Source organism: Bradyrhizobium sp. USDA 4501, from assembly GCF_054062115.1.
Map to the genome: position 1 here is coordinate 7854340 of NZ_JBSSEX010000001.1, position 20519 is coordinate 7874858.

Here is a 20519-nt window from a genome sequence, read left to right on the forward strand (position 1 = left end):
ACCATGGCGAAACTGCACGTCACCACCTCAGTCAATGGCGAGCCGGTCGAATTCCTGTGCGAGCCGTACGAGACCATGCTCGACGCGCTGCGCGGGCAATTGGGGCTCACCGGCTCGAAGGAGGGCTGCGCGTCCGGCGATTGCGGCGCCTGCTCGATCACGCTCGACGGCCGCCTGGTCTGCTCCTGCCTGATGCTCGCGGCCGAGGCCGAGGGCCACGAGATCGGGACCATCGAGGGCATGGCCAGAGGCGAGAAGCTGCATCCGTTGCAGCAGAAGTTCCTCGAGCACGCCGCGCTTCAGTGCGGCATCTGCACCTCGGGCATGCTGGTCGCCTCCGAGGCGCTGCTCGCCAAAAATTCAAACCCGACCGAAGAGGAAGTCCGCTTCTGGCTCGCCGGCAATCTCTGCCGGTGCACCGGTTACGACAAGATCGTCCGCGCGGTGATGGAGACCGCTGCCGAAATGCGGGAGATGCGCCCATGAACGTCGTCAACAACAAATGGATCGGCCAGCGCACCATCAGGCCCGATGGCGTCGACAAGGTGACCGGCCGCGCGGCGTTTGCCGCCGACACCACCATGCCCGGCATGATCTGGGGCAAGGTGCTGCGCAGCCCGCATCCGCACGCCCGAATCAGGTCGATCAACACCGCCAAGGCCGAGGCGCTGCCCGGCGTCAAGGCGGTGGTCACCTCGCGCGACATCGTCGACTTCACGATCGAGAAGGGCGCCGTCATGCTCGGCATCCAGGACATGCGCTGGATGTGCCGCAACGTGATGGCGCGTGACAAGGCGCTGTTCCCCGGCCATCCCGTCGCCGCCGTCGCCGCGACCACGGAGGCGATCGCGGCCGAAGCCTGCAAGCTGATCGAGGTCGACTACGAGGTGCTGCCCTGGGCGATCGAGATCGACGACGCGCTGAAGGCGGATGCGCCGATCCTGCACGAGTTCAACAAATTCGACGGCAAGCCCTCGAACATCATGGGCCGCCTCGAATCCAAGAAGGGCGACATCGCGCAGGGCTTCAAGGATGCTGAAGTCATCATCGAGCGTTCCTTCACCACACGCCCGGTGCATCAGGGCTATATCGAGCCGCATGCCTGCCTGATCTCGGTTGCGGCCGACGGCAAGACCACGATCTGGTCGTCGAGCCAGGGCCAATTCATGGTGCGCGCGATGACCTCGATGCTGACCGGCATCCCGCAGAGCGACATCCGCGCCATCCCCGCCGAGATCGGCGGCGGTTTTGGCGGCAAGACCATCGTCTATCTCGAGCCGCTCGCCACCCTGCTCGCCAAAAAATCCGGCCGCCCGGTGAAGATGGTGATGACCCGCGAGGAGGTGATGCGCGCCACCGGGCCGACCTCGGGCTCGAAGAGCACGGTGAAGATCGGCGCGAAGAAGGACGGCACCATCGTCGCCGCCCATGGCAGCTTCTATCTGCAGGCCGGCGCCTTCCCGGGTTCGCCGATCCGCGGTGCGGTCGGGTGCAGCTTCGCGCCCTACGACATCCCGCATGTGCTGTCGGAGGGGTTCGACGTCTGCTCCAACCGCTCCAAGGTCGCGGCCTATCGCGCGCCCGGCGCGCCGATCGGCGCCTATGCGGTGGAATGCGTGCTCGACGAGCTTGCCGAGGCGCTCAAGATGGACCCCTTGGCGCTGCGGCTGAAGAACGCGGCGAAGGAAGGCACCAAGGCGGCGCACGGCCCGGTGTTCCCACGCATCGGCTATATCGAGACGCTGGAAGCCGCCAGGAACCATCCGCATTATGCCGCGCCGCTCGGCAAGCTGCAGGGCAGGGGCGTCGCTTCCGGCTTCTGGTTCAATGCCGGCGGTGAATCCTCCGCGCAGGTCAACATCACCGAGGACGGCAACGTCGTCGTCACGACAGGGCACCCCGATATCGGCGGCTCGCGCGCCGGCATCGCCAATATCTGCGCCGAGTTGCTCGGCATCGACTACAAGCGCGTCTCCGTCATCATCGGCGACACCCAGACGGTCGGATTCTCCAACCTCACCGGCGGCAGCCGCGTGCTGTTCGCCTCCTCGATGGTGGTGACGCAGGCCGCCGACAAGGTGATCGCGACCTTGCGCGAGCGCGCGGCGAAGGTCTGGGAGATCGACCCTGAAGCCGTGAAGTGGGAGAACGGCGCCGCGCATCCGGTGAGCCCGAATGCCGGCCAGTTCGAGCCGCTGACGCTCGCCGACCTCGCCGAGAAGGCGCCGTCGCAGGGCGGTCCGATCGGCGCCAGCGTGCAGCTCAACACCCAGGGCGCCGAGGGCGGCTTCGGCACCCATATCTGCGACGTCGAGGTCGATGTCGATCTCGGCATCGTCCGCGTCATTCGCTACACCGCCGTGCAGGATGTCGGCCGCGCCGTGCATCCGAGCTATGTCGAGGGCCAGCTGCAGGGCGGCGTCGCGCAGGGCATCGGCTGGGCGCTGAACGAGGAATACATCTACAACAAGGACGGCAAGGTCGATAATCCGGGCTTCCTCGATTATCGCATGCCGGTCTGCTCCGACCTGCCGATGCTCGACTGCGCGCTGGTCGAGGTGCCGAACCCGAAGCATCCGCAGGGCGTCAAGGGCGTCGGCGAGGTGCCGCTGGTGCCTGTGATGGCCGCGGTCGCCAACGCCGTCCACAACGCGCTCGGCAAACGCTTCTACAGCCTGCCGATGTCGCCGCCGAAGGTGTCGGAGGCGCTGGACGCACCGACGCAGCAGGCCGCGGAGTAGGGAGCGTAGGGCGGGTTACGCCAACGCAAACCCGCCCTACGGTTCTACTACGGTCGCCGCGTAGCCCGGATGAGCGAAGCGATATCCGGGGGAGACCGGCCCCGCATGTCGCTGCGCTCATGCGGGCTACTCGTTGCCATCGCCGCCGCAAAGGGCGATTGACGTAACCGGCATTGCCTCGGCAAGATCGATCGGACGCATCAGGCTCACCGTGAACGGCTGAGATGACCCACCCCGACGAGCTGTCCGCCTACATGATCTTCGGCCGCAGCGATTGGGCGGCCTTGCGCGCAAGCACGTCGCTGACGCTCTCGGACGCCGATCTCGCGGCGTTGCGCGGCTTGAACGAGCCGATCAATTCCGCCGAAGTCAGCGACGTGTATCTGCCGCTGACGCGCTTGTTGAACCTGCATTTCGCGGCGGCGCGCAACCTCGCGCACGTCAAGGCGGAGTTTCTCGGCCGCCCGGCACGCCGTTCGCCCTACATCGTTGCATTGGCCGGCAGCGTCGGCGTCGGCAAGAGCACCTTTGCCCGCGTGCTATGTGCGCTGCTGGCCCGCTGGGCCGATCATCCGCGGGTCGAGCTGGTGACGACCGACGGCTTCCTGCATGCCAACGGCGTTCTCGAAGAGCGCGGGCTGATGCGGCGCAAGGGTTTTCCCGAGAGCTACGACCTGCCGCGCATGCTGCGATTTCTCGCGGCGGCGAAGGCGGGCGAACGCGAGCTCGAGTTGCCGGTCTATTCGCATCTGATCGGCGATATCGTGCCGTCGGAACGCCAGGTCATCCAGCAGCCGGACATCCTGGTCTTCGAGGGCCTCAACGTGCTGCTGGCGCGCGGCACGGCGCCGGTGGTGGTGTCGGATTTCTTCGACTTCTCGATCTATCTCGATGCCGATGAGGCCGACATCCAGTCCTGGTATGTCGAACGCTTCCTCAGGTTGCAGCCGACAGCGTTCCGGAATCCCGCCTCCTATTTCCACCACTACAGGGACCTGCCGCCGGGTGACGCGCGCGAGGTCGCGGAGCGGCTGTGGCGCGAGCATCATCGCGCCAATCTCAGGGAGAACATCTTGCCGACGCGGACGCGGGCCGACGTCGTGCTGCGCAAGCGCGCCGATCACTCGATCGGCGAGGTCTGGCTGCGCGAGACGTAGATGTAGCCCGGATGAGCGAAGCGATATCCGGGGGAGGCTGATCCCGCTGTTGCGGAGCCCGTCATCGGGCGCGCATTCGTGCGACCCGTTGGCTCATGCGGGCTACAGAGCAGTTCCGCTTACCGCAGCTCCTTCCCCAGCTGCGCAAGCACCGTCTCGCAGGTCATCAGATCCAGATGCCCGCCGCCGGCGTTCTTGAAGAAGGTGATGTCGCTATCCGACAGCCGCCCGGCGACCTTGCCGCCGGCGAGGTCGTAGTGGTCGCCGAGCACGTCGCTCTCGGTGATCGCGCCGCTCGCGATCGGTTGCAGGATGTCGCCGACGCCGTCGAAGGCGGATTCGCGGCGGTCGACGAAGATGCGCGAACGCCGCGCCGCCTCGTCGTCGGACTCGCGGGTCTCCGGGGTGAAGCCGCCGACCAGATCGAGATGGGTGCCGGGCCTTAAATTGGCGCCCTTGACCAGCGGCTCGCGCGAGCGGGTGCAGGTGGTGATGATGTCGGCCTCGCGTGTCGCGGCGTCGAGATCGGTGACGGCCTCGGCCGCGATGCCGTCGCCTTCCAGTAGCGCGGCGAGCTCTTGGGCGCGTTCCACCGTCCGGTTCCAGACCCGCACCCGTTTCAGCTGCGGCCGCACGGTGCGGTGGCCGCGCACCAGCCAGCGCGCCATCTCGCCGGCGCCGACCACCAGCAGCGTCTCGGCATCCGGCCGCGCCAGGTGTTTTGCGCCAAGGGCGGAGTCCGCGGCGGTCTTCCAATGGGTGATCTCGGCGGCGTCCATCACCGCGAGCGGACGCCCGTCATTGCCGTCGAACAGCACGCAGACCGCCTGCACCGCCGGCAGCTTGCCGTGGGCGAGGTTGCCGGGAAAGCTGGTGTAGAGCTTGGTCATCATGAAGCGGCCGGCATCGACCGCGCTGCGCGTCACCAACTGCTGGCCCTTGTCGTCGCCGAGATAACCGTCGTGGACCGCGATCTTCGGCCGCCGGTGCGCGGCCTCGATCGCCTCGATCAGGACCGGAAAGCTCAGGACGCGGTTGACCTCGCTGTCGTCGACGATATGCACGTGGTATCTCCTCTGGAGCGCCCCTCGCGCTCTCGCCGGGCGTCCCCCCAAACCTGTGCGGACTGGATAGCGCGTGGGGACGGCTAGTCAACCGGACATGCACCGCCGGTCGTCCCTTGCTATCCTGCGGACCTGATTCTCTCGCAGGTTTTCGCAAGCCGTGGTTGCATTCGTCGTCGCCGTCCTGATCTTCATCCTGCTCGGCGGCGCCGCGCTTGCGACCATGGCGATCCATGCCCGGCTCGCCGATCATCACCGCAGCGACGAAACCAATACCTCGGTACGCCTGGTCGCGACGCTGTTCGTCACCATGCCGTCGCTGCTGCTCGGCCTGATGATGAACAGCGCCGCCAACACCTATGTGGCGGTCGACCGCAATCTGCATGTCTTCGCCACCGACATCATCCTGCTCGATCGCAGCCTGCGGCCACTCGGGCCGAGCGCCGACGAGCCGCGCAAGCGGCTGCTCGCCTATGTCGAGCAAGTGCTCAAGGATGTTCCGATCTCAAGGGCAAGCGCGGTGTCGGAGCGCCTGCTCGACGAGGTCGGCACCAGTCTCCGCGAACTGCGGTTCGACGACGAGCAGAAGGTGGCGCTGTGGAACGACGCGCGCTCGGTCTATCGGCAGGCAGTGCAGCAGCGCTGGACCTTTGTCGAGCAGTCCGACGGCTCGTTTCCGTCGCCGCTGATCTGCATCCTGGTCGGGTGGCTGACGCTGATGTTCGCCACCCTCGGCTTTCGCGCGCCGCGCAACGCAGTGGTGATCTCGACCACTGTCGCCGCCGCGGCGTTGATCTCGGCCGCGATCTATCTGATCCTCGAAATGAGCACGCCGTTCTCCGGCCCGATCCAGCTCTCCGACCGCCCGCTGGTGCGCGCGGTCGAGGAAATCAGGCGGTAGCACATTCGGTGTTGTAGATGGGGTAACGGGCCGGCCGCCCGCTCGCTACGGCGCAATTTGGAAGCGCGCTCGCGAGCTTCCTGTTGGTTGGAAGGCGGTCGTCCCTCAAACTGATGGTGTTCAACGGAGTCGGGCAAGCCCGCTCCAAGCATCATTAAGGGACGACCATGTACCACTATGCAGGAATTTGACGTGTCTTTGGAATGCTCGAGCGTTTGCCTTGTCGATGGGACAGGCAAGATTTTGCGCGAGACGAAGGTTGCGAGCGAGCCGGCGGCGCTGATCGCCTGGTTCCGGTCGCTGGGTCTGGTACTGGAACGGATCGGGCTGGAGGCAGGCCCCTTGTCGCAATGGCTGTATGCGGGTCTGCGAGACGCAGGGCTTGCGGTCGAGCTGCTGGAAACGCGGCACGTTCGCGAAGCCTTCAAGTCGATGCCGGTGAAGACGGACCGCAACGATGCCCGCCGGATCGCGCAGTTGATGCGGCTCGGCTGGTTCCGGCCGGTGCACTGCAAGTCGGTCGCGGCGCAGGAGACCCGCGCCATCCTGACGGCGCGCAAGCTGCTGCAATCCAAGCTTCGCGATGTCGAGAACAGCCTGCGCGGCATACTTCGCGGTTTTGGCCTGAAGGTCAGTGCGACCACCGAGCGCACGTTCGCCGGACGCATCCGCGAGCTCGTGACCGGCCATCCCGGACTGGAGTTGGTCGCGGCGGCGCTGCTCCAAGCCCATGCGGTGCTGCTGCGGGAGTTCAAGAGCCTGGACAAGCACACCCAGAAGCTCGCCAGGACGCATCCATCCGCCAAGCTCCTGATGACAACGCCGTCCGTTGGTCCGATCGTGGCGCTCACCTATGCCGCGGCGATCGACGACCCGAAGCGCTTCCGCTCCTCGAAGGCCACGGGAGCCCACTTTGGGCTCACCCCGAAGAAGTACCAGTCCGGTGAGACCGACTACACCGGCCGCATCAGCAAGATCGGGGATGCCTCCGTGCGCGAGGCACTCTACCAGGCAGCTCACGTCATGCTGACCAAGCCGGTCAAGAATTGCTCGGCATTGAAGAGCTGGGCGATGCGGATCGCCCGGCGCGCAGGCATGCGCAAGGCCAAGGTAGCGCTGGCTCGCAAGCTCGCCGTGATCCTGCATCGCATGCTCGCCGACACCAAACCGTTCAACCCGATGACCAAGGCCATCTAGCCAGGAGCAGCAATCGGTTCCGGGCGGGCCACGACACCAGGCTCTCCCCGAGCGAAGTCCCTCCGCTGGGACGATGGATCCGGTCAGGCCGCCATCCGGGAAGTGGCTCACGACCACGCAATCCGTAGATTGGCCGGCCGGCTCCTCAATGTACCCCATCAGGCGACGGCCTTCGCGTCGATCCCGTACAGAAGCAAGTGCCCGGCGAGTGGATGACGCGAAAAGGGATTGACTAACCAAGGCCCGTTACAGAAGCCCGGATGAGCCAACGGGTCGCGCGAACGCGCGCCCGATGACAGGCTCCGCGATATCCGGGGCGGCTCCCGCATGTCGCTCCGCTCATGCGGGCTACGGGACGGTATCGGCACGCGCCTGCGGCTTTATTCCCCTCGCATTGATCGCCATCCCGAAAATTCTTCGCGCGCCGTCAGCGGAATAGTGCGCGCCCTTCGGCGTCCTTACGCATGCAAGCCATTTGCATTCGAACAGGAGACATCATGAAGACATCGATCTCGCTCGCGCTCGCCACCGCCGTGTCGCTTGCGTTCGCCTCGGCGGCCTTTGCCGCGCCGCCGACCAAGACCGGAACCACCGCGAAGGGCTCGGTCCTCACCGACGCCAAGGGCATGACGCTCTACACCTTCGACAAGGATTCCGAAGGCAAGTCGGCCTGCAACGGCCCGTGCGCGACGAATTGGCCGGTCTTGAAGGCTGACGCCAGCGACAAGGCTGAAGGCGGCTACACCATCATCTCGCGTGACGATGGCTCCAAGCAGTGGGCCTACAAGGGCAAGCCGCTCTATACCTTCGCCAAGGACCAGAAGGCCGGCGACATCACCGGCGACGGTTTCCTGAACGGCGCCTGGCATCTCGCGCAGCCCTGAGGGCTTGCAGGCGGATTGAGCGTAGGCGGGTTAGCGCCAGCGCAACCCGCCATTTCTCCGCACGCGAAACATGCGGCGGGTTAGTTTGAGGCTAACCCACCCGTCGATCGTGCCTGAGGCGACGATCGCGCCTCACGCCCTGCGCTTCAGCGCCATGCCCATGCTGATCCAGCTCACGCCGGCGCAGATCAGGTCGACGCTGAGGAAGATGCCGAGCACGTAGAGGCTCGAGACCGGCCAGCGCGCCAGGATCATGGCGCCGAGCACCAGCGTGATCAGGCCGGAGATCGCGACCATTCCCCACGGCGCTTCCGAGTTCATGCCGAACGCGAGGAAGATGCGGACGATGCCCGACACCACCAGCGCGATGCCGAGGAACAGCGTCAGCGTCGCCGCGGCGAGCAGCGGGTTCTCGAAGGTGATGAAGCCCGCCACGACATAGAGCGCGCCGAGCAGCAGCCAGAACAGGAATTTGCCCCAGGTCTTGAACTGGAACGCGTTGATGATCTCGGCGACGCCGGCGACGATCATCATGGCGCCGACGAACAGCACGCTGACGACGGTGGCGAAGAAGACGCTGCCGAAGGCGAGCACGCCGGCGATCAGGTAGATCACCCCGAGGGCGACGATCCAGCCCCACTTGGCGCGGAGGTTGGAAAGCCCGGATCCGAGGCTGTGAGGAGGTGTGGCGGGTGAGCTGGACGCAGTGGACATCGTATCGCTCCCGAATACTTGATGAAACCATGCTACCATAGGTCAAGGCCCGGACAAGGGCGGGTGCGCAGCTGGCACGAAATGCATGCTGGCACCAAAGGCGCCGCGACACGTTTATTCAATTCGTCCGGCGTGTTGCCGCGCAGCATTCGTCGGTTTTGAGATGGCCGGCCCGCATCGGACGATGGACTGTCCGAACCGCAGCGCAAGCGGTCCGGATCGCGCATCCACAGAGGAGGTCGACATGCCCGCCACGCACGACAAGGATCACGTCTACAAAATCCTGGAACTGGTCGGATCATCGGACAAGAGCATCGAGGCGGCAATCGAGAACGCCGTGAGCCGCGCGTCAAAGACGATCCGGGAAATGAAGTGGTTCGAGGTGGTGCAGACGCGGGGCCATATCGAGGACGGCAAGATCCGGCACTATCAGGTGGCGCTGCGGGTCGGCTTTACGCTGGAGTAGGGCGATCAGGTCGCTTGCGCCTTGCAGCCTGCAGGATTACTCGGGACCCATGGGTGCGATCGGCATCCGGCTTTCCCTGCGCCCTCTGTCATCAGAGCGGCGAAACGAAATGCAAAACTCGCGCTGCAGAGGCCGCGAGAATGCCGGTGTATGACTCACCGGCCGCGCAACACATTCGCTGTCGTCCCGGCCTAGAGCATTTTCCACATGATGTGGATCATCTGGTGTATCCAGCATGCCTAAAGTAGTTGGCACACATCTGCGGCGCAAACGACTTGACGAGTTTGCCGATGAGTTTGAGCAGGGCTTGGACCGTGCGGGTGGCGCCTTTGCGCAGCGCAGCTTTCAACCGGGAGAAGGCCTGTTCGATTGGATTGAGGTCGGGCGAGTAGGCCGGCAGATAACGCACGCGGGCGCCGACAGCCTCGATCGCCTCGCGGACACCGGCGATCTTGTGAGTGCGCAAGTTGTCCATGAAGACGATGTCGCCCTTGCGCAAGGTCGGCGCCAGGACTTGCTCGACATAAGCCAGGAACGAGGGCCCATCCATTGCACCGTCGATGACATAGGGCGCCGTGAGGCCATCGATGCGCAGCGCGGCGACAAGCGTCAGCGTCTTCCAGTGACCATGGGGCACGCCAGAGACGAGGCGCTCACCGCGAGGAGAGCGCCCATAGTGCCGGACCATCTTCGTCGTGACCGCAGTCTCGTCGATAAAGATGAGGCGCGGTGCACGCAGCTTGGGCTGCTCGGCTTTCAGCGCGGCACGCTCGGCAGCGACGTCAGGTCGATCCTGCTCGGCGGCGTGCAGTGTTTTTTTTGAAGGTGATGCTGTGACGGTCGAAGAAACGCCAGATCGAACCGATGCCGGCCTTTTGCTTTCTCTGAGAGCGCAGACGCGCGCGGATCTCCTCGAGCGTCAGGTCCGGCTCCGCGGCGATCAGCTCGATCAGCCACTGCTTGTGCTGCTCCAACGGCGAGCGGCTGTGCCCGGTGCCGGGCTTGGCCTCAACGTTTCCGGTCTTCCTCCAACGATCCATCCATCGGATCGTAGTCGAAGCGCCGAGATTGAGAATGCGCGCAGCCTCACGTGCGCTTTCGCCGGACTCAACAAGCTCAACCGCACGCACCCTGAGGTCCTTGGAGTATCCCTTCGCCATCGCATGCCCCGCATGTTGTCGCGGGCAACACCGAATCTGATTTGCGTGCCCGTGGGAATCCCCTTTGACTGTTCCGATTCACCTCAACTGGAAACCGCTCTAGTGCGCAATAGCGCACGGGGGGCCGGGACCCATAAGCACCGAAGGTGATTATTGCGCGACGCTGGGGCCACAGCCTTCCTTGCCAATCCAATCCTGTGGTTATGGGCCGGGCCTTCGCCGGGACGACGAATGGAAAGTGTCGTGCCCATCACCGTCGCGACAGCGGCGCGGGGGGCGGCGGGGCGGTGGCGCCGGCGGCGAGCGAGCGCTGCACCATCATGGTGTCGGACCAGCGGCCATAGCGATAGGCGACACCGGGCAAATGCCCGACGCGGGCGAAGCCGAAGCGGTCGTGCAGCGCGAGCGAGGCGGCGTTGTCGCTGTCGATGTAGCCGATCATCTGGCGGAAGCCGGCGGCGGCGCAGGTGTCGATCAGCTCCTGCAGCAGCCGGCCGCCAACGCGCTGGCCGGTGAAGCGGTGATGCACATAGATCGAATGCTTCACCGTGTAGTGGTAGGCCGGACGCTTGCGAAACAGCACGACATAGGCATAGCCGACCACCTCGCTGTCGCAGATCGCGACGAGGTGGGGCAGGCGGGTGTTGCGCAGATTCTTGCGGCGGTCGCGCAGATCGTCGGGCTCCGGCGTGCCGCTGTCGTCGACGCTTTCCTCGACGCCGCGGCGGATATGGTGGCGGTAGATCGACAGCATGGCGTCGACGTCGCTGTCGCGGGACGGGCGGACGGTGATCTTGTGATCATTCTCCATTGTGTTGCGTCCGTTCGCCTATTCGGACACGACATAGGTGTAGAAGCGGACACGGCCGGAGTCGTCGATCTCCTTGTAGATGCCCTGGACCTCGACCTCGAAGCCCGGGAACGCATTGAAGCTCGCCTCGAACATCTTCAGGTAATCGATCATTGGCTTGCTGCGTTCCGACAGCCGCTCGCCGGGCACGATGGTGGCGATGCCGGGCGGGTAGACCACGAACGGCGTCGCGGCGACGCGGCCGAAGATCTGGTCGATCGGCAGATAGTCGACATCGTTGCGGATGAGATATTGTGCGGCCTCGCGCGGCGACATCGCGATCTCGGGCAGGTGCTCGGGCAGGAATTGCCTGGCCTGCAGCGTGCTGACGCCGCCGTCGCGGAAGAAGCGGTGCATGTCGCCGCAGAGGTCGCGCAGCCGCACCCCGGTGTAGCGTTGCGGGCGGCGGCGGAAGAATTCGGGGATGACATCCTCGATCAGCGCGTTGTCGTCGTGCAGCTTCTTGAAGGCGACGAGCCCCGACACCAGTGTGCCGGCCTTGCTGGCCTCGACGCCGGGCGTCAGCAGGAACAGCAGCGAGTTGAGGTCGTTCTTCTCGGCGACGATCTGGTTCTCGCGCAGATATTGCGCCACCACCGGCGCGGGGATGCCGTGATCGGCATAGGCGCCGGTGGCGTGATCGAAGCCCGGCGTCAGCAATGTGAGCTTGTTCGGGTCGGTCATCGCGAAGCCCGCGGTCAGCTCGGGAAAGCCGTGCCAGGTCTCGCCGGGACTGAGCTGCCAGTAGGACGGATTGGTCGCGAGCTGATCGGTCGAGATCGTCTCCCAGGCGACATTGTGCACGCCGTTCTCGCGCGCGACGTCGGGGATCATGACGCGGTCCGGCACGAACGGCTCGAAGAACCAGCGCCGCTCGGGGCGCGTCTCCTTCTCCTCGAACTCGCGCTTCACGGCGCGGATCTTCTTGCGCAGCTCGATGCCGAGCCGGATCGTGTCGTCCCACAGGACTTCGCCGGAGCGGCCCTTCATCATCTGCGCGCCGACATCGAGCGAGGCGAACAGCGGGTAGAACGGCGACGTCGAGGCGTGCTGCATGAAGCTTTCGTTGAAGCGGCGATGCTCGACCCGGCGCTTCTGGCCCTTGATGTGGCGGTCGCGGATGTGGATCTGCGAGGCCTGCGAGAAGCTCGCGAGCTGCTTGTGGGTCGATTGGGTCGCAATGATGCCGGGGGCCTCGGGGCCGAGATCGGACAGTCCCATGGCGAAGCGGCCGGCATAGATCGGGTGGAATTTCATGAAGCCGGCCCAGGCCTCGTCGAACAGGATGTAGTCGCAGAGATGGCCGATCCGCTTGAGGATCATCTCGGCCGAGTGGATGGTGCCGTCATAGGTGCACTGCTCGACCACGGCGACGCGGAACGGACGCTCCTTCTTCCAGGCGTTCTCGTCCTTGACCAGCGGGTGCTTGCGCATGTGGTCGCGCAGCGCGCCCTCGTCGAGCAGGTCCCAGCGCATCGGCCCGATCAGGCCCCAGGCGTTGCGCACCGTCGGCACGTAGACCGGGATGCCGCCGCCGATCAAAAGCGCGCCGTGATGCGCGGCCTTGTGGTTGTTGCGGTCGAACAGCACGAGGTCGCCGTCGGTGACCAGCGAGCCGAGCGCGACCTTGTTGGAGGTCGAGGTGCCGTTGAGCACGAAATAGGTCTTTTCAGCGCCGAAGATCCGGGCCGCCTCCTTCTGCGCCCGCAGCGCCGGCCCCTCATGGGTGAGGAGGTCGCCGAGGTCGAGCACGGAATTGTCGAGGTCGTCGCGGAACACGGCTTCGCCAAGGTGTTCGACGAACACCCGTCCGATTGGGCTGCGGCTGTAGAACACGCCGCCATTATGGCCCGGGCAGGTCCAGAGCTGGTTGCCTTCCTCGGCATAGTGGACCAGCGCGCCGAAGAACGGCGTCTTCAAATTCTCGGCATATTGCTTCAGCCTGGAGATCAGGTTCTTGGCGATGAAGGGCGGGGTTTCCTCGGACAGGAACACGTAGCCGTCGATGAAGTCGAGCACCTCGACCGGCAGGTCCTCGAACCGCTTGCGCCGGATCAACAGGATGATCGGGAAGTCGAGGCCGCGCCGGCGCATCAGGTTGATCAGCGCCGCAGTCTTGCCCTCAAGGCCCTTCTTGCCCCAATCGACCACCATGCAGCCGATCGCGGCATCGGTCTGCACCGCGATCTCGGCATCTTCCAGCTTGCGGGCGCGAACCACCTCGAAGCCGGAGCGCTCGATCTCGGCGATGATCTGGTTGAAGCGGATGCCCTCGAGGTCGTCGGCCTCGAACACCGGCGCAGCGAACAGGAAGTTGAAGCGTTTGAAATAATCCATGCGTGTCCCCGAACTGGTCCGGCGCTGACGTGTCGGCACAATTCATGACAGGCAGATGACAATGGGGCGGATGGAGGATCGAATACGTTGTTGGAAACGCAATCCCTCACTGCACGGCGTCAGCCCGTGGGTATTCGAGCTGCATGGCGACGAAGTCCGCCGTATCACGGCCATAGCGTGTTTCGATCCCGGCAAGCGCCCGGTCGAGCGCCTGCGCGGGCGGCGCGGTGCCGACCGCGGGCAGCAGACGATCTGCGGACCAATCCGGCGCTACGACCTGCGGATAGACGCGCAGGCCGTTGCGGGTCGTGACGACGTCGTCGGTCGCGGCGAAGGTCACGGCATGCGAGCGGTAGGTGCGCGACCAGCTGTCGGCGACCAGCGCCAGCGAGACCTCGTCGACGCCGGGGGCAAGCGCGAGGCCGAGCTGTTCCCGGTTCCAGAACGCCAGCGTGTTCCGGATGGCGGTCAGCGCGAAGGGACGCGTGAACTTGAAGGCGTTGCTGTCATGCCGCGCGTCCCAGCCGGGCAGGCCGATCTCGCGCGCGACGGCCTCAGCCCTGGTACGGCCGGCGATCGCCTCGATCAGGGTCAGCGACATCGGCATCGAGGCCGAAATCCCGGTAGTCGTCGCGACGCCGCGATCGACCACGATGCGGCGGTCGGCGACGTATTGGATGGCGGGATGTTTGTTGCGCCAGTTCTTCAGGTAAAACCAGTGCGTGGTGGCGCGCCTGCCGTCGAGCAGGCCGGTCGAGGCGAGCACCTTGGCGCCGGCGCAGACGGCGACGATCACGGCGCCTTTCTCCGCCTGCTGCCGGATCCATTGCATGACCGCCGGATCGTCGTCGCGGCTCATCGCCGGCACGATGACGTAGTCGGCGCCGTCGCCATGTGCGGCATCGAATGCGGCGATGATCGCATCAGGCTCGACCTTCAGCACCGGGAACAGCGCGACCGGACCGGGTCCCGTCGCCAGCGTGACGACATCGGCGACATCGGCGCGCTTGAGGATGCCGTAGGGCATCAGATAGTCGGTGGTCTCGGTCATGTCGTTGATGCCGAGCATCGCGATCAGCGGTCGCGCCCGCTTCGGCGGCTTCAGCGCCGCGAGCATCGCGTCGTGCTCTTGCGTCGCGATCGGCGGCGGAACGCGGAACGCCGATGCGGCGGGCAGGGTGAAGAGCCAGATGCCGCCAATGATTGGAACCAGCGCGGCAACGGCGATGCCGCTCCACGCGAGAAGCCGCCAGGTCATGATGATCGATCTCAACGTATCCGCGTGCGTCGCCCGGCACGCAAGCTACTCGCCGGTCACGTCAACCAAAACGGCGAAATTCCCGCAAAAACGGACACGCGAACAAAGCGGCTCACAGGCATAGCCCGGACGAGCGACAGCGACATCCGGGGCGGTCCTTCCCCGCATGTCGCTCCGCTCATGCGGGCGACGCGACGCGCTCAGTAGACGAGGTTCGTACCCGGCGGCTTTTCCAGTGCCGCCGCCAGCGTCCGATACTCTTCGCATTCGGTGCCACAGATCTTGGCGATCCGCTGCAGATGATACTGCGCCTGGTCGCGGTTTCCCTGTTCGATCTGCCACAGGCCGTAGTAGTTCCACGTCAGGACGTGGTTCGGATCGGCCTTGAGCGCACGTTCGTACCAGACCTGCGATTGCTTGTAGTCGCCGAGCTTGCGATAGGAATAGCCGATCAGGTTCGCGACGTTCGGCTGATCATCGCGGCCGAGTGCGTGCAACTGATCGATCGCGGCGGCGTAGTCGTTGCGTTCGTAGATTGTCGCATAGGCCGCGCGATAGCCGTCGCGGAATGCCGGGTCTTCGAAGCCGGACTGCTTGAAGGGCTTCTTGACCTTGTGCGTGGTCTTTCTGTCCTTTTGCTGGGGATAGGACGGCGCGGGAGTGCCGTAGCTCGACCCGTATGGGTCGCCACCACCACCACCGCCGCCACCTCCGCCAGCCGCGACGGCGGTCTGCGGTGGGAACAGAATGATCGGCGCTGTCAGGAATGCCGCAAGCATCATCGGTGACTTGATCATGTACGCCTCCGATTGACAAGGACAGTTATTGACCTGAAGCACTAACTCCCGATCGCGGGAGACATTCCGCGCGTTTTGAGAAATTGTTTGCCGAAGCGGCAATCGCACTGTCTCTTCGGGACGTCGCGCTTTCACGTGCACGCCGGCTGAGTGTTTTGTTCGCGCCATCGGACATCGGAGTCGAAACTAACGTCGGTGTTAGAATCGCACGCAAATGCTCAATGGCCATCTTGACCCGCGGCAAGGAGGACGATCGATGATGAAAAAGGACCTCGCCGAGATCTACCAGAATTACATTGCCTGTTTGAATCGCCAGGACTGGCCGCAACTCGGTCAGTTCGTTGACGAGGATGTGTGCCACAACGGCCGGCGGCACGGGTTATCCGGCTATCGCGAGATGCTGGAAGGGGACTTTCGCGACATCCCTGACCTTCGCTTCAACATCGAACTGCTGGTGTCGGATGCGTCCCATGTCGCGAGCCGGCTGGCATTCGACTGTTCGCCGAACGGCACGTTCCTCGGTCTCGGCGTCAACGGCAAGCGCGTGTCGTTTGCCGAGAACGTGTTCTATGAATTCCGCGACGGGAAGATCGTGCAGGTCTGGTCGGTGATCGACAAGGTTGCGATCGAGGCCCAGCTGTAGCGCGGAGCCTGGATGAGCGTGACGCCGCTACTTCCGCTCCGGATGCCAGGCGCCGTCCCAATCGGCCGCCGGCGGATCTTGCCTGAACGCTGCGACGCGCGCCTTCATGGCGATCGACGGGCCGTCGCCCGGCGCCGCCGTCAGCGCCGCGGTGAAGGCCTGCTCGGCGTCATCCCAGCGGCGCTCGCGATAGGCGGCGAGACCGTCCGCGTAACGCTGCCGCAACTCGGTCTGCGCCGGCGTCAGTTCGTCCTTCTTGCCGAGGATCTCGAACACGGCGACCGGCTGGGTCTGCCCCATCACGACGAGGCGGTCGATCTCGCGCAGCTCGATGGTTGCGGCGCAGGCCGCGGCGGTGGCCTCCGAGATCAGGCTGCGGCTGCCGTAGAACTTGTTGGCGCCTTCCAGCCGCGAGGCGAGGTTCACGGTGTCGCCGAGCACGGTGTAGCTCATCATGAACTCGGAGCCGATGCTGCCGACCAGGGCCTCGCCGGTGGCGATCCCGATCCGGATGTCGCAATCGGCCGGAATCACGCGGACGCCGAGCAGTTCGGGCAGATCCTTGCGCAGCTGGTTGACCTGGCCGATCATGTCGATGGCGGCAAGCGCGGCCAGATGGGTCTGCTCGGCCTCCTCGACGAAGGGCGCGCCCCAATAGGCCATGATGGCGTCGCCGATATATTTGTCGATGATGCCGTGATGCGCATGGACCGGCGCCGACATCGTCGACAGGTAGAGGTTCATGATCTTGACGAGGCCGCTCGGCGTCACGCCCTCGCTCAGGCTGGTGAAGCCCTTCATGTCGCAGAACATCACCGTCATGACGCGGCGCTGTCCTTCGGTCGCGGCGATCGCCGGCTGTTCGAGCAGGCCCTCGGCGATCCGCGGATTGATGTAACGGCCAAACGTCTCGCGGATGCGCTGGTTGTGCCGCAGCGTCTCGATCATGCGGTTGAAGGCGGCCGACAGCTGGCCGATCTCGTCCTGGGTCGTGATGGTGATGGCGCCGTCGAGGCGGCCCGCCTCGACCTCGCGGGTGCTTTCGAGCAGGCGCATCACCGGACGCGTGATGCCGCTGCCGACCAGCATCGCGAACACGAAGCCGAGGATCGCGGCAATGGCGGTCACGACGCCGGAGATGATGATCGCCCGCTGCTGGGCACTCATCACCTTCGCGGCGGCGGAAGCGACCTGCGCCAGCATGTCGGCACGGATGCCCTCGATCCTGGTGTTGAAGTCGTCGCGCAGGGCGTCGGCGCGCAGCGTGGTCGCTTTCGCCGCCGCAAAGTCCTTGGCGTCGATTTGCTCGAGCAGCGTCTTGTTCTCTGCGTTCAGGCGCATCAAGAGGTCGTTGACGGCATTGTCGATGCGGTCATCGAGGCGTCCGAGCGCGGCGTTGTCGGATGGCGTCGAGGGATCGGCGATGATCGCATCGATCAGCGTGCGCGCGGCGTCGGCCTCGCGCTTGATCAGGGGCTCGATCTCGTCGAAGGCCTTGCGCGCGCTTTCGTAGCCGGAGTCTTCGGCCGGCGCCTGCATCTTCGCCATCATCATCCGGCGCATGGCGAGCGACCGCTCCAGCGCGCGGATGTTGACGCGGGCGAGGTGGCCATAGGCGGGGATGTAGCGGTTGGTGAGCTCGTCGAGGAGATGGCCGACCTGGCCCGCCATCACCATCGACAGCAGCGACGTGACCACCGCGAGGATGATGAGTCCCGCGGCAATGCCGACGATCTTCTGCCTGATCGAATTCCGAAACATGCCCAACCCGGCCGCAGCTGCAATGAGCGGGTCCACCCCGCCGTGGCGGCCAGACAGCTAATAGAGTTCCGCGGGGCGCGGTGCAAGCGACCGGCGCCTGCCATCCCATCCCGAGGCGGGCGCCGGCGGCTAGCGCAGGCCTTCGTAGACCATCAGGCCGCGCGCGATGGCGAGCTTGCGCAGGGTCCGCGGCACGAACCGCTCCTGGGGATGCAGGTAACGCCACGAGGTCAGCACCAGGTCGTGCAGCCGGCCGACGTCGTCCTCGAACGGGGCGAGCAGGCCGGTGAGGCTCGCCGGCATGTGGACGCGGCTCGTGAAGGGCAGCAGCAGCAGCTCGAGATGCGCCTTGGCGCCGCTCTCGGTCGTGGCGGTGATGCCGGCGATGGCCGGCAGGGTCTCTTCGACGACGCAGGTGATAATGTCTTCGATCTCGCCGCGGCTCGCACCGGTGAACAGGGCGGAAAAGCTCCGGTTCTTGAGGTCGCAACCGAGCAGGGCGGAGGTGCGGGTGCCGGCGACGCGGAACGGAAATCGGGTCTCGCCGTCATAGGACAGCACGAAGATGTCGGACAGTAGTTCGCGTACCGCGGACGGCTCGAACTCACTCCGGTCAGGTGCACGTGCGGTGCCGCGCTTCGCATTCCAATATGCGAAGAACTCGCGGCTCGAGCTGTGTTTCATCTAAACCTTGCCCGGCACCTGTCTCGGCGGGACACATCTGTCCCGGTTTTGCTCAGGCGCCTTCCCTTCTCTGTTGTGCAGGGAAGGCTGTGCAGCGTCCATGCCGTGGCCGCGCTTTGGGCGGCTTATCGGCAGCTTTGTGTTGTTAACGTAAATTTAACTATGTCCTTGGCCCCCGCGGAACCAGTGGGTAGGGTGCGCGTTCCCGTTCGCGCCGGCTGCCCCAAGCGCCGGCGCCTTTGGTACACAGGTGGCGTCAAACAGTTTGGTCACCGTGCGGGGAGGGGTGGGGATTTTCTCCCGATCCCTCCGGGGCACGACAAGACCAGCAGATCAGGGAGGGCGTTCTCAGCGCCCTCCCTTTTCTTTTGTCCCGATTCCGCACTGCGCGACACCCGGTGTCCGATTTTGGGATTGTGCACTTGCACAGGGGTACGAAAGCCGCCTATCTCTGATCCACCGCCGCATCGAGGTCGCCGACCCCTTGGACTCCCATCCCGAATCCCCGCTCGCGCCGCCGCCGGAGGCGCCGCGCGAGCCGATCCTGACCCTGCCGCCGGCGCTCACCGCCTACATCCTGCTGATCGCGGTGATTCATCTGCGGGTGCTGCTGCCGCCGGAGCTGGAGAACTGGACCATCGACGTCTTCGGCTTCATCCCGAAGCGCTACGATTCGACGCTGCTCGACATCACCTTTCCGGGCGGCGAAGGCGCCAAGGTCTGGACCTTCGTCACCTATTCGCTGCTGCACGCCAACCTCACCCATATCGGCTTCAACGTGCTGTGGTTGCTGCCGTTCGGCAGCGCGCTGGCGCGGCGCTTCGGCGCGCTGCGTTTCTTTGTTTTCATGGCGGTGACGGCGGCCGCCGGGGCGCTTGCGCATCTGTTGACCCATGAGCACGCGATCGCGCCGATGATCGGAGCGTCGGCTTCGGTGTCGGGGACGATGGCGGCGGCGATCCGCTTTGCCTTCGTGAAGGGCAGCTTCCTGTCGTTCAGCCGTGGCGATGCCGAGGCGGCGGCCAAGGTGCCTGCGCTGTCGCTGTGGCGGGCGCTGCGCAACGGACGGGTGCTCGCCTTCCTGGCGATATGGTTCGGCGTCAACATCCTGTTCGGCGCCACCTCGCTGTCGCTCGGCGGCGAGGGCGCGAGCGTCGCCTGGCAGGCGCATATCGGCGGCTTCCTTGCCGGACTGCTGCTGTTCTCGTTGTTCGATCCGGTGCCGCGCACGCGGGACGATGCTGCAGATGCGTCGTCGGTGGATCAGTCGGGGCGCGTCTGATCGCCGCTTGCGGCCTGGATCGAATTCCTCCATCATCTTTGTGACGCAGAAACAAAGCGGGCCGACAAATCGAGCCCTGCTACTCGCCGCGCCCCGGAACCGAAATCGGCGCGGAACTGTTGATTGAAGACTCTGGCGAACAGGCTCGGCTCCGCTCAAGCGGGGCGCGAGCGGATTCAGGGAGGCCGACAATGACGGTACGTTCCATTCTCGATGCAAAAGGCCATCAGGTCATGAGCGTCGCGCCCGGCGCGAAGCTCTCGGCCGCGGTCAAGCTGCTCGGCGAGCGTAGGATCGGCGCGGTGCTGGTGATGGAGCAGAGCCGCATGGAGGGCATCCTGTCGGAGCGCGACATCGTGCGCGTGCTCTCTGAGCGCGGCGCGGGCGCGCTGGACGAACCGGTCAGCGCGGTCATGACCAAGAAGGTCGTGAGCTGCCGCGAGTCCGATACGGTCAGCGGCATCATGGAGATGATGACCACGGGAAAATTCCGCCATCTTCCTGTCGTCGAGGACGGCAAGGTGGTCGGGCTGATCTCGATCGGCGACATCGTCAAGCGGCGCGTCGAGGAATATGAGCGCGAGCAGGAGGCGCTGCGCGACTACATCAAGACCGCCTGAGCG

Annotated in this window: 18 protein-coding genes and 1 pseudogene; 10 read left to right on the forward strand and 9 right to left on the reverse strand. The window is 65.2% G+C overall.

What is annotated here, in order from left to right; genetic code table 11:
* Positions 1-3: 3 nt before the first annotated feature.
* From ACVWZM_RS36340 to coaA, 3 genes are all read left to right on the forward strand, one after another.
* Positions 4-486 carry a (2Fe-2S)-binding protein gene (locus ACVWZM_RS36340; RefSeq protein WP_456855793.1) on the forward strand — a complete coding sequence of 161 codons (483 nt, stop codon included), beginning with the start codon at positions 4-6 and terminating at the stop codon, positions 484-486.
* Complete coding sequence (locus ACVWZM_RS36345; RefSeq protein ID WP_456855794.1) at positions 483-2741, forward strand: xanthine dehydrogenase family protein molybdopterin-binding subunit; 2259 nt, start codon at positions 483-485, stop codon at positions 2739-2741. Before ACVWZM_RS36340 ends, ACVWZM_RS36345 begins: the two co-directional genes overlap by 4 nt.
* 224 nt (positions 2742-2965) lie before the next feature.
* Positions 2966-3898 carry a type I pantothenate kinase gene (gene coaA / locus ACVWZM_RS36350; RefSeq protein WP_076831663.1) on the forward strand — a complete coding sequence of 311 codons (933 nt, stop codon included), beginning with the start codon at positions 2966-2968 and terminating at the stop codon, positions 3896-3898.
* 119 nt (positions 3899-4017) lie between these two features.
* Here the strand turns inward: coaA and ACVWZM_RS36355 are convergent, their stop codons facing one another.
* Positions 4018-4962: an ornithine cyclodeaminase family protein gene (locus tag ACVWZM_RS36355; protein WP_456814542.1), complete on the reverse strand. Its 945-nt coding sequence runs from the start codon at positions 4960-4962 to the stop codon at positions 4018-4020.
* 160 nt (positions 4963-5122) lie between these two features.
* Between ACVWZM_RS36355 and ACVWZM_RS36360 the strand changes: the two genes are divergently transcribed.
* The 3 genes and pseudogenes from ACVWZM_RS36360 to ACVWZM_RS36370 all read left to right on the forward strand — a co-directional run bounded on the left by ACVWZM_RS36360 (position 5123) and on the right by ACVWZM_RS36370 (position 7944).
* Positions 5123-5863 carry a bestrophin-like domain gene (locus tag ACVWZM_RS36360; RefSeq protein ID WP_456814541.1) on the forward strand — a complete coding sequence of 247 codons (741 nt, stop codon included), beginning with the start codon at positions 5123-5125 and terminating at the stop codon, positions 5861-5863.
* A gap of 167 nt (positions 5864-6030) precedes the next feature.
* Positions 6031-7060: pseudogene (locus tag ACVWZM_RS36365) on the forward strand (IS110 family RNA-guided transposase).
* Positions 7061-7557: 497 nt separating this feature from the next.
* Positions 7558-7944 carry a COG4315 family predicted lipoprotein gene (locus ACVWZM_RS36370; RefSeq protein WP_210262721.1) on the forward strand — a complete coding sequence of 129 codons (387 nt, stop codon included), beginning with the start codon at positions 7558-7560 and terminating at the stop codon, positions 7942-7944.
* A gap of 132 nt (positions 7945-8076) precedes the next feature.
* Here ACVWZM_RS36370 and ACVWZM_RS36375 read toward each other — a convergent pair whose 3' ends face one another.
* Positions 8077-8658: an HdeD family acid-resistance protein gene (locus ACVWZM_RS36375; protein WP_057017581.1), complete on the reverse strand. Its 582-nt coding sequence runs from the start codon at positions 8656-8658 to the stop codon at positions 8077-8079.
* A gap of 244 nt (positions 8659-8902) precedes the next feature.
* Between ACVWZM_RS36375 and ACVWZM_RS36380 the strand changes: the two genes are divergently transcribed.
* Positions 8903-9124 carry a dodecin gene (locus ACVWZM_RS36380; protein WP_026192947.1) on the forward strand — a complete coding sequence of 74 codons (222 nt, stop codon included), beginning with the start codon at positions 8903-8905 and terminating at the stop codon, positions 9122-9124.
* 217 nt (positions 9125-9341) lie between these two features.
* On the opposite strand, the gene ACVWZM_RS36385 is transcribed toward ACVWZM_RS36380, so the two are convergent.
* The 5 genes from ACVWZM_RS36385 to ACVWZM_RS36405 form a co-directional block, all read right to left on the reverse strand.
* Positions 9342-10284 (reverse strand): IS630 family transposase gene (locus tag ACVWZM_RS36385; protein ID WP_141343507.1). Its coding sequence is split into 2 segments (ribosomal slippage): positions 9342-9944 and positions 9946-10284, totalling 942 coding nucleotides; the frame shifts between segments, so codons are not numbered across the junction.
* Positions 10285-10534: 250 nt separating this feature from the next.
* Positions 10535-11095, reverse strand: coding sequence for an N-acetyltransferase family protein (locus tag ACVWZM_RS36390; RefSeq protein ID WP_456855795.1), 561 nt, complete (start codon positions 11093-11095; stop codon positions 10535-10537).
* A gap of 18 nt (positions 11096-11113) precedes the next feature.
* Positions 11114-13471 carry an Orn/Lys/Arg family decarboxylase gene (locus tag ACVWZM_RS36395; protein WP_456855796.1) on the reverse strand — a complete coding sequence of 786 codons (2358 nt, stop codon included), beginning with the start codon at positions 13469-13471 and terminating at the stop codon, positions 11114-11116.
* 106 nt (positions 13472-13577) lie between these two features.
* Positions 13578-14729: a DJ-1/PfpI family protein gene (locus ACVWZM_RS36400; RefSeq protein ID WP_456814538.1), complete on the reverse strand. Its 1152-nt coding sequence runs from the start codon at positions 14727-14729 to the stop codon at positions 13578-13580.
* A 200-nt stretch (positions 14730-14929) separates the two neighbouring features.
* Positions 14930-15526 (reverse strand): tetratricopeptide repeat protein, encoded by a 597-nt coding sequence (locus ACVWZM_RS36405; RefSeq protein WP_456814537.1) that lies wholly within the window; start codon positions 15524-15526, stop codon positions 14930-14932.
* Between the two features lie 256 nt (positions 15527-15782).
* Between ACVWZM_RS36405 and ACVWZM_RS36410 the strand changes: the two genes are divergently transcribed.
* Positions 15783-16169, forward strand: a complete 387-nt coding sequence (locus ACVWZM_RS36410; protein WP_456855797.1) for an ester cyclase — start codon at positions 15783-15785, stop codon at positions 16167-16169.
* Between the two features lie 27 nt (positions 16170-16196).
* Here ACVWZM_RS36410 and ACVWZM_RS36415 read toward each other — a convergent pair whose 3' ends face one another.
* Both ACVWZM_RS36415 and ACVWZM_RS36420 read right to left on the reverse strand, forming a co-directional pair.
* Positions 16197-17930, reverse strand: a complete 1734-nt coding sequence (locus ACVWZM_RS36415) for an adenylate/guanylate cyclase domain-containing protein (RefSeq protein WP_456814535.1) — start codon at positions 17928-17930, stop codon at positions 16197-16199.
* Positions 17931-18059: 129 nt separating this feature from the next.
* Positions 18060-18614: a PAS domain-containing protein gene (locus tag ACVWZM_RS36420; protein ID WP_057019672.1), complete on the reverse strand. Its 555-nt coding sequence runs from the start codon at positions 18612-18614 to the stop codon at positions 18060-18062.
* 484 nt (positions 18615-19098) lie between these two features.
* Between ACVWZM_RS36420 and ACVWZM_RS36425 the strand changes: the two genes are divergently transcribed.
* The gene (locus ACVWZM_RS36425; protein WP_057019671.1) at positions 19099-19896 is read left to right on the forward strand and encodes a rhomboid family intramembrane serine protease; all 798 of its coding nucleotides are present in this window, start codon (positions 19099-19101) and stop codon (positions 19894-19896) included.
* A gap of 191 nt (positions 19897-20087) precedes the next feature.
* Positions 20088-20516, forward strand: a complete 429-nt coding sequence (locus tag ACVWZM_RS36430; RefSeq protein WP_057019670.1) for a CBS domain-containing protein — start codon at positions 20088-20090, stop codon at positions 20514-20516.
* Positions 20517-20519 lie beyond the last annotated feature (3 nt).

Bases quoted from the DNA above. Each gene is read 5' to 3' on its own strand.
- ACVWZM_RS36340 (WP_456855793.1), top strand. From the start codon at position 4: ATGGCGAAACTGCACGTCACCACCTCAGTCAATGGCGAGCCGGTCGAA.
- ACVWZM_RS36345 (WP_456855794.1), top strand. From the start codon at position 483: ATGAACGTCGTCAACAACAAATGGATCGGCCAGCGCACCATCAGGCCC.
- coaA (WP_076831663.1), top strand. From the start codon at position 2,966: ATGACCCACCCCGACGAGCTGTCCGCCTACATGATCTTCGGCCGCAGC.
- ACVWZM_RS36370 (WP_210262721.1), top strand. From the start codon at position 7,558: ATGAAGACATCGATCTCGCTCGCGCTCGCCACCGCCGTGTCGCTTGCG.
- ACVWZM_RS36375 (WP_057017581.1), bottom strand. From the start codon at position 8,658: ATGTCCACTGCGTCCAGCTCACCCGCCACACCTCCTCACAGCCTCGGA.
- ACVWZM_RS36380 (WP_026192947.1), top strand. From the start codon at position 8,903: ATGCCCGCCACGCACGACAAGGATCACGTCTACAAAATCCTGGAACTG.
- ACVWZM_RS36390 (WP_456855795.1), bottom strand. From the start codon at position 11,095: ATGGAGAATGATCACAAGATCACCGTCCGCCCGTCCCGCGACAGCGAC.
- ACVWZM_RS36395 (WP_456855796.1), bottom strand. From the start codon at position 13,471: ATGGATTATTTCAAACGCTTCAACTTCCTGTTCGCTGCGCCGGTGTTC.
- ACVWZM_RS36400 (WP_456814538.1), bottom strand. From the start codon at position 14,729: ATGACCTGGCGGCTTCTCGCGTGGAGCGGCATCGCCGTTGCCGCGCTG.
- ACVWZM_RS36405 (WP_456814537.1), bottom strand. From the start codon at position 15,526: ATGATCAAGTCACCGATGATGCTTGCGGCATTCCTGACAGCGCCGATC.
- ACVWZM_RS36410 (WP_456855797.1), top strand. From the start codon at position 15,783: ATGATGAAAAAGGACCTCGCCGAGATCTACCAGAATTACATTGCCTGT.
- ACVWZM_RS36415 (WP_456814535.1), bottom strand. From the start codon at position 17,930: ATGTTTCGGAATTCGATCAGGCAGAAGATCGTCGGCATTGCCGCGGGA.
- ACVWZM_RS36420 (WP_057019672.1), bottom strand. From the start codon at position 18,614: ATGAAACACAGCTCGAGCCGCGAGTTCTTCGCATATTGGAATGCGAAG.
- ACVWZM_RS36430 (WP_057019670.1), top strand. From the start codon at position 20,088: ATGACGGTACGTTCCATTCTCGATGCAAAAGGCCATCAGGTCATGAGC.